The sequence below is a fragment of the Mycobacterium sp. NPDC050441 genome (assembly GCF_040655355.1).
GTDB lineage: Bacteria > Actinomycetota > Actinomycetes > Mycobacteriales > Mycobacteriaceae > Mycobacterium.
This window is the reverse complement of sequence record NZ_JBFAJS010000004.1, coordinates 386,480-400,269: the sequence shown is the minus strand read 5'-3', so window position 1 is coordinate 400,269 and position 13,790 is coordinate 386,480. Positions and strand designations below refer to the sequence as shown.

Sequence of the window (13,790 nt, the reverse complement as noted above, 5' to 3'; positions counted from 1 at the left end):
GGACCGCGGACGTCAGCAGTCCCCGGATCAAAGGGGCGTCGTCGCGGGGACACCGGATCCGGCCACGAGCACCTCCACGGGAAAGTTACCCACAAACTAAGGGTTACCTTAGTTCCCGTCAACCGCCCCCTCAATAACAGAGCAGTTGCTCTGTTATGGTGACGTGGTGCCACGCCCTCGCGTCTACGACCCGGATACGGTCCTCGATGCCACAGAATCGCTGGCCGTGCGCTCGGGGCCGGCATCCGTGACGATCCGGGCTATCAGCGATGCGGTCGGGCTGTCCAACGGCGCGCTGTATCACTCCTTCGGCTCCCGGGCCGGCCTGCTGGGCCGGGTCTGGCTCCGCGCCGGACGCCGGTTCCTGGCACTGCAGCGTGAACTTGTCGACGCGGCCAACCAGGGCACCGACGCGATCGCCGCCGCCGCGTATGCGCCGGTGATCTTCGCCGAGCGCCGGCCGGACTCGGCGCGGCTGCTCCTGCAGCTCCGCCGTGAGCAGGTGCTCGGCCCCGACTTACCCGAGGAGCTGGCCGATCAGTCGCACGCGCTGGAAAAGCAACTGGTGGACTTGATGATCGAACTTGCGATGGCTGCATGGGACCGGCGCGACCGGGCCGCCGTGGACACGGTGACGACGTGCATCGTGGACCTGCCGACGGCCATCCTGCTGCACCGCAACCGCCTCACCGACCCGACCGCCCGCCATCATCTCAACGCGGCCGTGGCCGCCGTGCTGGCGGTGGGACCTGCCCCGAGACACACGCCGAAACTCCCCCCAACGAAAGGAATCGCATGACCCCCACCCTGGATTACGACGGTGAAATCGCCATCCTCGACCTGGGCGACGACGAGAACCGGTTCACCCCCGAGTTCCTCGACACGGTCGACGCACACCTCGACGCGGTCCTGGCCAAGGGCGCACACGGCCTGGTGACGACGGCCGACAGCAAGTTCTATTCGAATGGACTGGATCTGGATTGGCTTGGCGCCCACAGTGATCAGGGCGATTGGTACGTCGGCCGGGTGCAGGGCCTGTTGGCACGGGTGCTGACGCTGCCGATCCCGACAGCCGCCGCGGTGGTCGGGCACGCCTTCGGTGCCGGCGCGATGCTGGCCATCGCCCACGACTTCCGGGTGATGCGTGACGACCGCGGCTTCTTCTGCTTCCCCGAGGTCGACATCCGGATCCCGTTCACCCCGGGCATGGCCGCGCTGATCCAGGCCAAGCTGACTCCGCAGGCGGCAGTCGCCTCAATGACCACCGGACGCCGGTTCGGCGGCGTCGACGCCGAGGCCTTCGGCCTGGTTGACGCCACGGCACCCGAGGGCGCGGCGACGACGACGGCCACCACGCTGCTGCGCCCGTTGGGCGGCAAGGACCCCGGCACCCTGGGTGCGATCAAACAAGGCATGTTCGGCCCTGCGGTCCAGGCGCTGCAGTCCAACTAGGCCTTGAGACAGCCGGGCCCTCAGCCAACCGGGCCCGGCTGATCGATCGCACTGAGATCGGGTAGCGGCTGCCGACAGATGCGATGGGCTTCGTCGGCGGGCATGCCGAGCAGCGTGAGGAGGTTCTCCGTCACCGTGTCCGCGGCCTGGGCGTCGTCGCGATCCGGTTCGTCGTGAAGCAACTGGCCCAGCCCGAGCAGCGCTCCTCCGACGACGGCAAGCGCCAGGTTGACATCCGCGACGTGGAATCGTCCGGCGGCGACGGCGGCGACGATGTCGCGCCGCGCCCGCGGTGCCAGACCCTTGTCCGAGGACAGTAGGGACAGTCCCGTGGACAGCAGCACCCGGCTTTCCTGGGGGCGCTGACGGAACATCCGGCCGGTCAGGCGGAAGCTGCAGGCGAACGCCTCGGCGGGGTCGTCGAGCGACTTGGTGTACGCGTCCAACACGTCGGCGTGCACGTCGAGCGCGTCGGTGAGGGCCGCGTCGAACAGCGCTTCCTTGCTGTCGAAGTGGTTGTAGAACGACCCCATGCCGACGTCGGCGGCCTGGGTGATCTCCAGAACGGGCGCGTTGAGCTTGCCCGCCGCGATGAAGGACTGCGCCGCGACGATCAGGGCCGTTCGGGTCCGCTGTTTGCGCCGCGCCAGGCGATTGGGCGGTTCGCCATCCGTCTCAGCTGGCTGCGTCGTCATCGCGATGGTCCCCTTCCCCGTCGACCCTGCCGGGATTCGGTCATTCTAACCATCTCTTCAATTCTGAGGATTTCGTCAGAATAGCTTGACTGATGATTGCGGCGTATGTGACGATTTCGTCAGAATTGGAGGAGGCGGTCATGAGCGACGTCGTAGGCGCCCATCAAGACCTGCACAGCGAGCAGGGTGCCCACAAGGGCGAGCACCCCGGGCGGTCCCGCAATCCGGTGATCAAGGTGCGCGACATCGCTTGGCTGGAGTTCGAGAAGCCGGACCTGGTCCGCGCCGAGGTCTTCGCGCACGCCTTCGGCTTCGCCACGGTGGCAAAGACGCCCGGCGAACTGCAACTCCGCGGCACCGACGCCGGTGCGCCATGCCTGATCGTGCGCCGGGGCCCGCGGTCGAAGTTCGCCGGCGTCTCCTTCGCCGCTCACGACGAGGCCGACGTGCTGCATCTGGCCGAGACGCGGAGCGCGCCCACCCGCGCGCTGCCCGAGACCATCGGCGGGCTCGCGGTCGACCTGATCGACCCGAGCGGTGTCCCCGTGCACGTCGTCGCCGGAACCCACGACCTGACGCCACTGCCGTCCCAGACCCCGCTCGTTGTGAACGTCGGCCACGATGTGTTGCGCACCAACGCAACCCAGCGTCCGCCACGCGTTGCCGCCAGCGTGCAACGCCTGGGCCACGTGGTGCTGCAGAGCACCACGTACGTCGAGACGCTGAACTGGTACCTGGACAACCTCGGGATGATCGTCAGCGATTTCCAATTCTTCCCCGGCCAGCGCGACCGCGGCCCGACGATGAGTTTCATCCGCTGCGACCGCGGCAGCGTGCCCACCGACCACCACACGCTCGCGTTGGCGCTCGGCCCACGAAACCGCTACGTGCACTCCGCCTATCAGGTGGCCGACCTCGATGCGTTGGCCGCCGGCGGCGAATACCTCCGCGAGCGCGGCTATCGCCGATCGTGGGGCATCGGCCGTCACATCCAGGGCAGCCAGCTCTTCGACTACTGGCGCGACCCCGACGGCTTCCTCGTCGAACACTTCGCCGACGGCGACATGTTCGACAACACGCTCGAACCCGGGTGGGCGCCGTTCACCGCCTCCGGCCTGGCCCAGTGGGGGCCGCCCGTCACCAAGGACTTCCTCGGCATCGCCCCCAACCGGGAGTCGATCGACGAACTGCGCTCGATGCTCGCCGCCGTCCGAGCCCACGACAACGAATTCACCCTCACCCGCCTGCGCGGCCTCCTGAAAGTAGCCAGTTCATGACCACGACCGTTCTCCGCACCGCCGACGCCTGGTATGTCCAAACCGACCGCGGCGCAGTGCGGATCGACACCCCGGCGACCACTACCGCCGAGCTGCTCGGAGACCGGAGCGCCATCGATGCGGCCGGCGCCGGGGGCGACGCGGTCGCGGTCGCGGTCGACACCCTCGATCTCGTCTCACCCGTGACCGCACCGTGCCGGGTCGTCGCGCAGATGGCGAACTTCGCGTCGCACGCCAAGGACGCGGGCCTGAATCCCGAGACGCTGCCACTGTCGTTCTTCCGCAAGGCATCCGGCTCGATCAACGGGCCGACCGACGACATCGTCAAGCCCAAGCATGTCAAGCTCATGGACTACGAGGTGGAGATCGGCCTGGTCTTCGGCCGCGAACTCCCCGTCGGCACCACCCTCACCGAGGCGGACCTGCCCACCTACATCGCCGGGCTGGTCGTCACCAATGACATATCGGCCCGCGACGTCCAGCTGCCGAAAACCCAGTTCTACGAGGCAAAGTCGTATCCGACGTTCACGCCGGTCGGGCCGGCTCTGGTGCTGCTCGACTCCGACGAACTCAAACGCTTCGGCGAACTGCGCCTTCAGTTGCGGGTCAACGGTGAACTTCGGCAGGACGCCAAGGTGGCCGGCGACATGATCTACCTGCCGTTGCGCGCCCTTGCGGAGTTGACCCGCTTCCAGCGGATGGACGTCGGCGATCTGCTGTTGACGGGCACCCCCGTCGGGACCGCGCTCAGCGCACCACCGAAGCCCATCGAGATGATCGGCGCGCTGCTGCCGCCTGCGATGAAGTGGAAGGCATTCTTCAAGGCCCAGGCCAAGAACACGAAGTACCTGCGCGACGGCGACGTCGTCGAAGCCAGCGTGGCGACCGATGACAAGGCGATCGATCTGGGCACCCAACGCGCGGTGGTCCGTTACGCATGACGGAGGTGCCGCACGTCCCCGTCGTCGTCATCGGCGCGGGGCCCACCGGCGTAACGGCTGCCACCCTGCTCGCGCAGTACGGCGTCGACTGCCTGGTTCTCGACCGCTGGGCGCAGGTGTATCCGCAACCGCGGGCAGTACACCTGGACGACGAGATCTTCCGCATCGTGGCCCGTCTCGGCATCGGCGACGAGTTCGCGGCGATCTCCCGACCCACCCTGGGGCTGCGGTTGCTCGACAGCTCGATGCACGTGCTCGCCGAGTTCAGTCGGGACAACGCACTGAGCCGCAACGGCTTTCCCCAGGCCAACATGTTCGACCAGCCCGAGTTCGAGGCCGTGCTGCGGACCAACCTGGCACGCCGATCGCACGCGGAACTACGCGGCGACGTCGAGGTCACCGACGTCGCCGACGATGGCCGAGGCCGGGTCCGCGTCACCTACGCCGACCGCACCGACGGTAGCGAACACATCGTCGAGGCGGACTACGCGCTCGGCTGCGACGGCGCCAACAGCATCGTGCGGTCCCGAATCGGCTCCGGCATGCAGGATCTCGGCTTCGAGCAACGCTGGCTCGTCGTCGACGTCGCCACCGCCGCCGATCTGGGTCACTGGGAGGGCGTCGATCAGGTATGCGATCCGGGCCGGGCCGGCACCTACATGCGGATCGGCGAGACGCGCTACCGCTGGGAGTTCCAACTGCTGGACGGCGAGACCGCCGCCGACTTCGCCACACTCGACGCGCTCGGCCCGCTGATCCGGCCCTGGGTCGACCACGTTTCGAGCGCCGAGCTGGAACTGGTGCGCGTCACGGAATACACCTTCCGTGCCCAACTTGCCGACCGTTGGCGGCGGGGGCGGATCTTCCTGCTTGGCGACGCCGCCCACCTCACCCCGCCATTCGTCGGACAAGGCATGGGTGCCGGGCTGCGCGACGCGATGAACCTGGCCTGGAAGCTCGCCGGCGTACTGACCGAGGCATTGCCTACCGACGTCTTGGAAACTTATGAGCAGGAACGGAAGCCACACGCCCGGCACATGATCCGGCTGGCTCTCGCCGTCGGCCGGGCGATGACCGCTGGCGGCGAGTTCGGCAACCTGATCCGTCGAATGGTCGTGCCGCGACTGCACTGGTTACCGGGCCTGAGCACCAATATCGTCGACAGCGAAACGCCGGCGTTGCATCGCTCGGCGCTCGTCCAGAAGTCCCGGACGCACCGGCAACTGGCCGGAAGGCTGTGCCCGAATCCACTGGTGGGGAACGGGACACGTCTCGACTCGGTACTCGGAGACGGCTTCGCCGTCGTCACCGTCACCCCGCCAAGTCCCGCCGAGCTGGCCCTCGCCGAACAGCGCGGAGCCGTCGTCCACCTCGCCGCACCGGGTTCCGAGCTGGCGAGCTGGCTGCGCCGCGGTCGCGCCGACGCGGCCATCATCCGTCCCGACCGCACCGTCATGCGGGCGGGCCGGGATCTGCCTACCCTGTTCGACTCCCTCCCCAGATTTTGCGGCGGGACCATCTCGAAAGTGACACCGCTCCAATGACGACGCAGACGCGCAACGGTATTCCGACCTACCGCTCCGACATCTATTCGACCGCGGCGATCATCGACCCCTACCCGCACTACGCGCGACTCCGCGCGCTCGGCCCCGTCGTGCGACTCACCCGCCACCGGGCCTACGCCATCCCCCGCTACGCCGAGTGCAAGTCGATCCTGCGCGACGACAAGACCTTCATCTCCGGCCACGGCGTGGGACTCAACCCGATTCCGAACACCTTCTCGACGGGCACCACCCTCACCAGTGACGGGGCCACACACGACGAGCGTCGCAAGCTCGTCGCCCACCGTCTGCTCCCGCGGGCCCTGCGCTCGATGGCCGACGACATCGAGCGGCTGGCCGGCGACATCATCGCCCGGGCAGTCGCGAAGGGTTCGGTGGATGCCATCGAGGACATCGCGTCGGTATTGCCGCTGGCGATCGTCCCCGACCTGGTGGGCTGGCCGCAGGATCAGCGTGCCGACCTGATGGCTTGGGGCGGAGCCGCTTTCGACCTTCTCGGACCATTCAACCGGCGTGCTGCGCGAGCCATCCCGGACTCCGCGCGGATGCTGCGCTTCGCCCGCCGCGTCGTCAAGAACCGCTCCGTCCTCGGCGGCAGCCTCGGGCACGACGTCCTGCTCGCTGCCGACAACGGTGAACTCACTTACGCCGACTGCGCGTCGCTGATGATCGACTACATCGTCCCGTCGCTGGACACCACCATCAGCGCCATCGCCAACGCGGTACACCTGCTGGCCACCCACCCCGAACAGTTCGAGCTACTCAAGAGTGAGCCCAAGCTACTTCCCAACGCGGTCAACGAGATCATCCGGTACTCGTCTCCGCTGCGCGCGTTCACCCGAAAGGCACGCCACGACATCGAGGTCGGCGGCGCCACCGTGCCGGGCGGGGCCAGGGTGCTGGTGATCTACGCGTCCGCGAACCGCGACGAACTCGAATGGGATGACCCGGATGTGTTCGACATCCGCAACGACGCGGGCCGTCAGCTCGGCTTCGGCAATGGCGCCCACGCCTGCGCCGGGCAGGGGCTCGCGCGCCTGGAGACCCAGGCGATGCTGCGCGCACTCGTCGCGCGGGTGGACCGCATCGAACTGACTGCAACCCCAGTCTGGGCGCTCAACAACATCATCCGCCGGCACGAATCGCTGCCGGTCAAGCTGACCGCCGCCTGACCCCGTCGGTGACGGGGGTCAGCGGCAGGAATCAGTGTCAGTTGCCCCAGCCGCGCTGGCCGTCCCAGCCACCGCAGATGCCGTTGATGCAGCCATGGCCGAAGCCACCCTGGACGGGATTCCAGCCACCGCAGCCATTCCAGCCCGGTCCGCTGTCGCAGCCACCGCCACCGCCGGCGTCACCGCCGCCGCTGGGTTGAGCACTGATCGTCGTCGCGGGTGCGTCAGTCATAAGCGCGGCGGTCGGACCTGCTGCAATCGCCACTGCGGCTCCCGCTACGAACACCGACCCCATGAGTTTTCGTATGGTTAGCATGACTCCATACTCCTCTCCTGTGAGCCCGCTGCCAAGTGGTGTGATCAAGCCCGCGTGTAGCGCAGCAGTGTCACACCGGTCCCAGCAAAGGCATCCGGGTACTCGCAGAAAACGGGCTTCACGCGCATTCCGACGTGCAACTCCTCGGGTGCAACGTCAACCAATTCGGTGGAGAACCGCGGACCCTCGTCCCACTCGACGATCGCCGGCATTTGCGGAACCGCGTCGGCGAAATGCGGACCGACCGGGCGGCGGGCCACGGTGAACGAATACAGCGTGCCCATCCCCGAGATCTCCCGCCACTCCAGGTCATCGGCCAGGGTGCGGGGTGCCAGCACCCGGGGATAGAACACGTAGGCCTGCGTCGACGGCGAGTACTGGATGACGATGCGGCGCTGTGCGAGGGCATCCCAGAACGGGGCGCTGGTAGGGGTTTTCACCGGCATGGGCCGGGCGAATCCGGTCATGGCTTTCAGTCGCCTTCCAGGATCAGGGTGGTTTGCTCGGAGAGGATGCCGCCGTTGCCGGAGACGAACGCGCGATTGCAGTCGGTGACCTGGGCGGTGCCGGCGCGGCCCATGATCTGGCGGGTGGCATCGCACACGTGGTGCATGCCGCCGGCCAAACCTGCTTGTCCGAAACCGAGTTGGCCGCCGGCGGTGTTCATCGGGAAATCGCCGCGGAAGGTCAGGTCGTGATCGGACACGAAGGACATGCCCTTGCCCTTCTCGCAGAACCCGGCGTCTTCCAGGCTGAGCAGCACCGTGATCGTGTAGCAGTCGTAGATCGACACCATGTCCATCTGACCGCGGGTGAGCCCGGTCATCCCGAACGCGGTATCGGCCGCCTTGCGGATCGGCGTGTCCAACAGGTTCTCGGCGTAGGTGGGTGTCTTGAACGGCACGTGTTCACCAAAACCCTTGACCCACACGGGCCGGTTGCGGGCGCGCGCAGCGACCTCGGCGCTGGCCACGACGACGGCAGCCCCGCCGACGCACGGCATCACGATCTCCAGCATGTGCAGTGGATCGGCGATCACCGGGCTGGCCAGGACGTCCTCGATGCTCAGCGGGGTGTCTTTCCAGATGGCACCGTCGGTGTGGTTGGCGTTGACCCGTTGATCCACCACGATCTTGGCCATCGCCCGCTCGTCATAGCCGTACTCATAGGCGTAGCGCTGGGCCACCTGCCCGTACGGCCCGTTCTGGCCGAGGTTGCCGTAGGGAATCTCGAATTCAGCCTGCGGCGAGCCGAATTGGTTGCTGGACGAGCCGAAGAACACCGCATCGGTCAGCGCCTTCGGCTTCAGCTCGGAGGATGGGGTGATGTAACGCGCAGGCAGGGCGCACAGCACCACGTCGCACAGGCCGAGCTCGATCGCGGCGGCCGCCCGCCACACCATGCCCGCCGCGCTCGCTCCGCCGAGATCCAGCAACTCCGCGAAGTTCGCTCGTACGCCGAGGTATTCGGCCACGGTGGACGGTACGAAGATCTCCGACTCGCCCAGGTGAGAGGTGACGACGCCGTCGACCTGCTCGGCCGACAGACCGGCGTCCTCCAGGGCCGCCGCAGCCAGCAAGGCCCACTGCTCCAAGGTGAACGGTGCCGGCGAGGCTTTACCAAAGCGTTCCGGCGGCAGTTCGACGTAGCCGACGATCGCGGCGTCGCCCTGTAGTCCCCTACGCGCTGCCATACTCACTCCTCACTTACGGGGTAGTCCCAGGATCAGCTGGGCAATGATGTTGAGCTGGATCTCGGTGGTGCCGCCGCCGATCAGCTCGGCGGGCAGGTCCAGGTAGGGCGCCACCACCGCCGGTTGGCTGTCCTGTTCCAGGGCAAGCGGTCCGGTGAGGCCAAGGGTGAGTTCGGCCGCGCGGCGCAGCATCACATTGGTGGCCACCTTGGCGATGCTCGACGCCGGACCAGGGGCCTGCCCGTCGAGCAGGCGCAACGTCTCACGCACCCCCAGCGCCTTGAGCGCGTTGGTGTAGGCGTCGATCTCGCCGATGGCATGCAGCACCGGATCGGGATCAGGGCTCACCCCGACGAGTTCGCGTAGTGCGCCCATCCGGTCGATGTTGACGTAGCCGCTGATCGCCACCCGTTCGTGAGCCATGGTGCTGATGGCCAGCTGCCATCCCGACGCCGGGTCCCCGAGCAGCATCTCGTCGGGCACGAACACGTCGGTCAGGAACACCTCGTTGAACTCGGCCCGCCCACTCGACTGGGTGATCTGCCGGAATTCGACTCCGGGTGAACGCATGTCGAGCATGAAGTAGCCGATGCCGCGGTGTTTGGGGGCCTCCGGGTCAGTACGGGCCAGCAGCGCACCGTAATCGGCCCGGTGTGCCAGCGAGGTCCAGATCTTGTGCCCGTTGATGCGCCAACCGCCCTCGACGCGCACGGCCCGGGTGCTCAGGGAGGCCAGATCGGATCCGGCTCCCGGCTCACTGAACAGCTGACACCAGGACAGTTCCCCGCGCAGCGTGTTCGGCACGAATCGTTCTTGCAGTTCCGGGGACCCGGCCGCGATGAGGCTCGGCAGGATCCATTCGGCAATGCCGACCGATGGCCGCACCAGACCGGCTCGCTTGCCGAACTCCTCGTCCACGATGAGCTGCTGACGTACGGTCGCGTCGCACCCCCACGGCGCGGGCCAGTGCGGGGCGATCAGCCCGGCGTCGGCCAGCAGATTGCGCCGAACCCCGATGGTGGACTCACCACGTTCATCCTGGTTGCCGAAACCGTTGTCGGACAGGGTGAGTGCGCGGTCGAGAACCCCGGCGACCCGAACCCGGAATTCGGCATCGGACTCGCCGAGGTTCACCGTCACATCGCGGGTAGCGCTGGCCGACAACTCTCCGAGGTTGCGGGTCCACCGCGACACCGGACCGATCGTGGCAGCCAGGCTGGTGGCCCGCCGCCAGTACAGATGGAGGTCGTGTTCCCAGGTGAAGCCGATCGCCCCGAGCATGGTGAGCGCCTCGAGCACGAGACCGGGAACCGGCATGACCGCCATCACCGCGGCCGAGCAAGCGGTCAGCCGATGCTGGTCGGTGTCGGTGGATCCGCTCAGCGCCCGCACCGCATCCCAGGCCGCTGCCGTCGCGAGTGCACTGTTCACCAGCAGCATGGCCGCCTTGTGCTGCAACGCCTGGAACGTCCCGATCGGCTTGCCGAACTGTTCGCGGGTGCGCAGATGTGCGGTGACGGTGTCCACGCACCACTGGGTGATGCCGGCGGCCGCCGCTGCGGTGAACGCGACCGTCAGATCGCTGACCCGGCCGGCATCCAAACCGGGCAGGACCGCGCCGGCCGGCACCGCGTGATCGCGCAGGTGGAGGATGCCCAGATCGGTGGTCAGGTCGGTGCCGCGGCGCGCTTCAACCTGTCCTTCAGCCGGAGTCAGTACCGCCCAGACCATGGCGCTCGTCTCGTCGGCGAACGACACGACGACACGCCGTGCCGAGCACATTCCCAGGGTCAGGCCGGACGATCCGGTGACGCGCCACCCGTCACCGGATCGCCGGGCCGTGAAGTCGGAATGGTTCCCGGACACCATGACGGCGGGGGCGCCGGCGGCGATCTCCTTGAGCAGTGATGCGGCAGCGGCGCCCTCCGATGAGGCCACCGCGGCCCCGGCGATCGCCATGGTGAGCAGCGGACCCGGGAGCAATGCCGATCCCGCGGCCTCCAGCACGCAGGCCATGTCCTCCAGCCCGCCACCCTGACCGCCGGCTGATTCCGGTAGGTGAACGGCATGGAAGCCGTTGCCCACCAAAGCGTCCCACCAGGTCGGCAACCGGCCGGCGGCCAGATCGTCCAACCCGGCCCGGGTCGTATCGATCGGTGCGTGGCGGGCCGCGAACTGCCCGACGGCCTCGGTGAGCTGCTGTTGTTCCGGGGTCAGAGCGATGGATACGTGGGTCATGCGCGCCTCCTGGCGGCGAAGAAGCGGGCGCCCTCGGCGATGGACTCCGCCGTCGGCCTGGGCTGCCATCCGAGTTCACGGATCGCCTTGCTGTGATCCATCGGCGACATCACGTGCATGAGTCGCACCGTCAGCGGGCTGAGCTGGTTCTCCTTCTTGCGCAGCCGGGCCAGGGGATCGACCACCGCACCTGCGGCTGCCAGCAGGCCGATCGGAACACCGCGCCGTGGCGGTTCGACACCGACTGCCGTGCAGGCGATTTGGTAGATTTCCTGCGCTGCCAGGAACCGTTCGGACACGATGTAGCGCTCACCGACCCGGCCCCGCTCGCCGGCCAGAACCAGCGCCTCGGCGGCGTCGGCGATTCCGACGGTCTCGGCCGCGGCGCCCTTGACGTAGAACGGCATCCTGCCGCGCACCGCTGCGGCGACCAGACCGCCGTGCGGCGTCGGCAACCAGTCCCCCGGGCCGTACGTGTTGGACACACACATCGCGACCGCGGGCAGGCCGTGCTCCCGGGCATAGCGCAGCACCATCTGTTCGGCGAGCACCCTGGTGTGCACGTACTCACCACCGACGTCGAGCCAGTTGTTCGGCAGATCCTCAGTGGCAAGCCCGGATTCGGCGATGCCGATGGTGGCGATCGAGCTGGTGAAGACGAACTTGCTCAGCCCTGCCTCGACCGCAACATCCAGGACCTCTTGCAGCCCTTCGATATTGGTCCGCCACAGCGGAGCCGGGTCGCTGAGCCAGGCCCTGGCGTCGACGACGCAGTAGTACACCACGTCGCAGTCGTCCATCGCGGCGCGCACCGATTCGGGGTCGAAGATGTCACCGTGAACCCGTTCCACGTCGAGGTCGTCGATCCCGCGGGTGGAACTGGTGCTGCGGATGAGCACCCGAACATCCTCACCACGCTCGACGAGCCGTCTGGCGACATGCGAACCGAGGAATCCGCTGGCCCCGATGACCAGTTTCTTTGTTGCCATGCGCCCTTGCGTTCGTCGTTCTCCGATATTCGCGAGACGCTACGTCTCGTCTTGTGGGAGACTACGGTGGGCAGCTGTCCGTGTAAAGATCGCTGCAAAGACCGACGAGGACGTGCCGATGACCCCCACTGCCGACGAGGCGGTGCCGACAAGCTCCCCGCGACGACGCAGCGAGAGGTCGCGGGTGGCCATCATCGAGGCCACCCGCGCACTGCTGCTGGACCGGGGTTTCGACGGGCTGAGCATCGAGGCCGTGGCCGCCCGGGCCGGGGTCGGCAAACAGACCATCTACCGCTGGTGGCCGAGTCGGCCGGCACTGGTCGCCGATGTGCTCCTGGAAGACGCCGACAAGATCCTGGCCACCATGCCGCACACCGACGACGTCACCGCGGACCTGGTCGCATGGGCCGGCACGCTGGCGTCGGCCCTGACCACAAGACGCGGCAACGCCATGCTGCGCATCCTGACCGCCGCGTCACTGGAACACGAGGACACCGCAGCGCGGCTGCGGGCCGGCTTCAGCCGCCCACTGCTCGACTCGGTGCGCCTCCGGCTGCTGGCCGACCAGATCGAGCCCGACCTGGCATCAGCGGCCGCGGACGCCCTACTCGGCGGTGTGGTCTATCCGGTGTTGTCCGAGGGACAGAACTACCCCCGGCAGCGAGCCGAAACCATGGCGCGCACCATCGTCGCGGGCCTGCGCGACCAGACTGGCGGCTGAGGCAGTACCGGCTTACGCGCCGGGTACGGCTCCCGGAGCACGCACCACCATCGGGACGGCGGGGAAATACGTCGCCATCTCCGAGCGACACTTGCGCAGGGCGGCGGTACCGTAGCCGCGCTTGCGGAAGTCCGGGTGGATCCAGATCCGGACGTTGACCTCACCATGGGTGAGTTCACCGAACACCATGCCGACCTTCTGGTCGCCCTCCAACGCCACGAACCAGGCGGCCTCTTCGGCGTCCACCCGGCCCAGGGCGGCGCGGATCTCGTCGTCGACATCGGCCGCCGGCGCACCCGACCCGTCGCCCGAGGCCCCCACGTCGGTGGTCCGGGCCACGAAGATGTCGCGGTCGGTATCGGCAGCGAACGCCCGCAACTCCAGCGATTCACCCGAGGCCGCCGGACGCTCGGACACCGTGAAGCTGAGCTGGCTGTTCAGGTCATCGAGTTCGGCGGCGATCGCCCGTCGCGAATCCTTGGTGATCTGCGCGAACGACAGCCCCACCACGGCTTCCGACGCCACGTGCGAGGTGCCGAGAAGCTGCGCAACCGCCTCCACGGCAGCCGCGCGATCGTCGGCGTCAACGATCACATCGAGCACTTCGTGGCGCCGGTTCAGTGCGTTGAGCAGAGCATCGGCAATTTCGCGCCGGGCTGCGGCTTTGTCGTGATCGGTCATACCGCGAGCGTAGATCAGCAACGTGTCCTCTGTGGAGGGCAACCGTGCATCCG

At 67.7% G+C, this 13,790-nt stretch carries 14 protein-coding genes; 7 read left to right on the top strand and 7 right to left on the bottom strand.

Annotation, left to right across the window (positions count from 1 at the left end; translation table 11 throughout):
* Positions 1 to 166 precede the first annotated feature (166 nt).
* Positions 167 to 799, top strand: a complete 633-nt coding sequence (locus AB0I14_RS14825) for a TetR/AcrR family transcriptional regulator (protein WP_358022332.1) — start codon at positions 167 to 169, stop codon at positions 797 to 799.
* Positions 796 to 1,452 (top strand): enoyl-CoA hydratase-related protein, encoded by a 657-nt coding sequence (locus tag AB0I14_RS14820; protein ID WP_358022329.1) that lies wholly within the window; start codon positions 796 to 798, stop codon positions 1,450 to 1,452. Before AB0I14_RS14825 ends, AB0I14_RS14820 begins: the two co-directional genes overlap by 4 nt.
* A 20-nt stretch (positions 1,453 to 1,472) precedes the next feature.
* Here the strand turns inward: AB0I14_RS14820 and AB0I14_RS14815 are convergent, their stop codons facing one another.
* Positions 1,473 to 2,147, bottom strand: a complete 675-nt coding sequence (locus tag AB0I14_RS14815) for a TetR/AcrR family transcriptional regulator (protein WP_358022326.1) — start codon at positions 2,145 to 2,147, stop codon at positions 1,473 to 1,475.
* A 140-nt stretch (positions 2,148 to 2,287) separates the two neighbouring features.
* On the opposite strand from AB0I14_RS14815, the gene AB0I14_RS14810 reads away from it, so the two are divergent.
* From AB0I14_RS14810 to AB0I14_RS14795, 4 genes are read left to right on the top strand one after another with little or no spacing between them, the layout of a single operon-like run.
* Positions 2,288 to 3,424 (top strand): VOC family protein, encoded by a 1,137-nt coding sequence (locus tag AB0I14_RS14810; protein WP_358022323.1) that lies wholly within the window; start codon positions 2,288 to 2,290, stop codon positions 3,422 to 3,424.
* Positions 3,421 to 4,365 (top strand): fumarylacetoacetate hydrolase family protein, encoded by a 945-nt coding sequence (locus AB0I14_RS14805; RefSeq protein ID WP_358022320.1) that lies wholly within the window; start codon positions 3,421 to 3,423, stop codon positions 4,363 to 4,365. Before AB0I14_RS14810 ends, AB0I14_RS14805 begins: the two co-directional genes overlap by 4 nt.
* Positions 4,362 to 5,909, top strand: coding sequence for a bifunctional 3-(3-hydroxy-phenyl)propionate/3-hydroxycinnamic acid hydroxylase (locus AB0I14_RS14800; RefSeq protein WP_358022317.1), 1,548 nt, complete (start codon positions 4,362 to 4,364; stop codon positions 5,907 to 5,909). The genes AB0I14_RS14805 and AB0I14_RS14800 overlap by 4 nt, the downstream gene beginning before the upstream one ends.
* A complete protein-coding gene (locus AB0I14_RS14795; RefSeq protein WP_358022314.1) occupies positions 5,906 to 7,099 on the top strand; it encodes a cytochrome P450 in 1,194 nt (397 codons plus the stop codon). The genes AB0I14_RS14800 and AB0I14_RS14795 overlap by 4 nt, the downstream gene beginning before the upstream one ends.
* A gap of 37 nt (positions 7,100 to 7,136) precedes the next feature.
* Here AB0I14_RS14795 and AB0I14_RS14790 read toward each other — a convergent pair whose 3' ends face one another.
* Genes AB0I14_RS14790 through AB0I14_RS14770 form a run of 5 tightly spaced genes read right to left on the bottom strand, consistent with a single transcriptional unit; the run spans position 7,137 to position 12,335 of the window.
* The gene (locus AB0I14_RS14790; protein WP_358022311.1) at positions 7,137 to 7,415 is read right to left on the bottom strand and encodes a hypothetical protein; all 279 of its coding nucleotides are present in this window, start codon (positions 7,413 to 7,415) and stop codon (positions 7,137 to 7,139) included.
* A gap of 44 nt (positions 7,416 to 7,459) precedes the next feature.
* Entirely contained in the window at positions 7,460 to 7,882 is a 423-nt protein-coding gene (locus tag AB0I14_RS14785; protein WP_358022308.1) for an OB-fold domain-containing protein, read from the bottom strand.
* Positions 7,883 to 7,887: 5 nt separating this feature from the next.
* Positions 7,888 to 9,108, bottom strand: coding sequence for a thiolase family protein (locus AB0I14_RS14780; RefSeq protein WP_358022305.1), 1,221 nt, complete (start codon positions 9,106 to 9,108; stop codon positions 7,888 to 7,890).
* Positions 9,109 to 9,117: 9 nt separating this feature from the next.
* Positions 9,118 to 11,346 carry an acyl-CoA dehydrogenase gene (locus AB0I14_RS14775; RefSeq protein WP_358022302.1) on the bottom strand — a complete coding sequence of 743 codons (2,229 nt, stop codon included), beginning with the start codon at positions 11,344 to 11,346 and terminating at the stop codon, positions 9,118 to 9,120.
* On the bottom strand, positions 11,343 to 12,335 hold the full coding sequence (locus tag AB0I14_RS14770) for an NAD-dependent epimerase/dehydratase family protein (RefSeq protein WP_358022299.1): 993 nt from the start codon (positions 12,333 to 12,335) through the stop codon (positions 11,343 to 11,345). The genes AB0I14_RS14775 and AB0I14_RS14770 overlap by 4 nt, the downstream gene beginning before the upstream one ends.
* A gap of 118 nt (positions 12,336 to 12,453) precedes the next feature.
* Between AB0I14_RS14770 and AB0I14_RS14765 the strand changes: the two genes are divergently transcribed.
* On the top strand, positions 12,454 to 13,056 hold the full coding sequence (locus tag AB0I14_RS14765) for a TetR/AcrR family transcriptional regulator (protein ID WP_358022297.1): 603 nt from the start codon (positions 12,454 to 12,456) through the stop codon (positions 13,054 to 13,056).
* 12 nt (positions 13,057 to 13,068) lie between these two features.
* On the opposite strand, the gene AB0I14_RS14760 is transcribed toward AB0I14_RS14765, so the two are convergent.
* Complete coding sequence (locus tag AB0I14_RS14760) at positions 13,069 to 13,737, bottom strand: GNAT family N-acetyltransferase (RefSeq protein WP_358022294.1); 669 nt, start codon at positions 13,735 to 13,737, stop codon at positions 13,069 to 13,071.
* Positions 13,738 to 13,790: the final 53 nt, after the last annotated feature.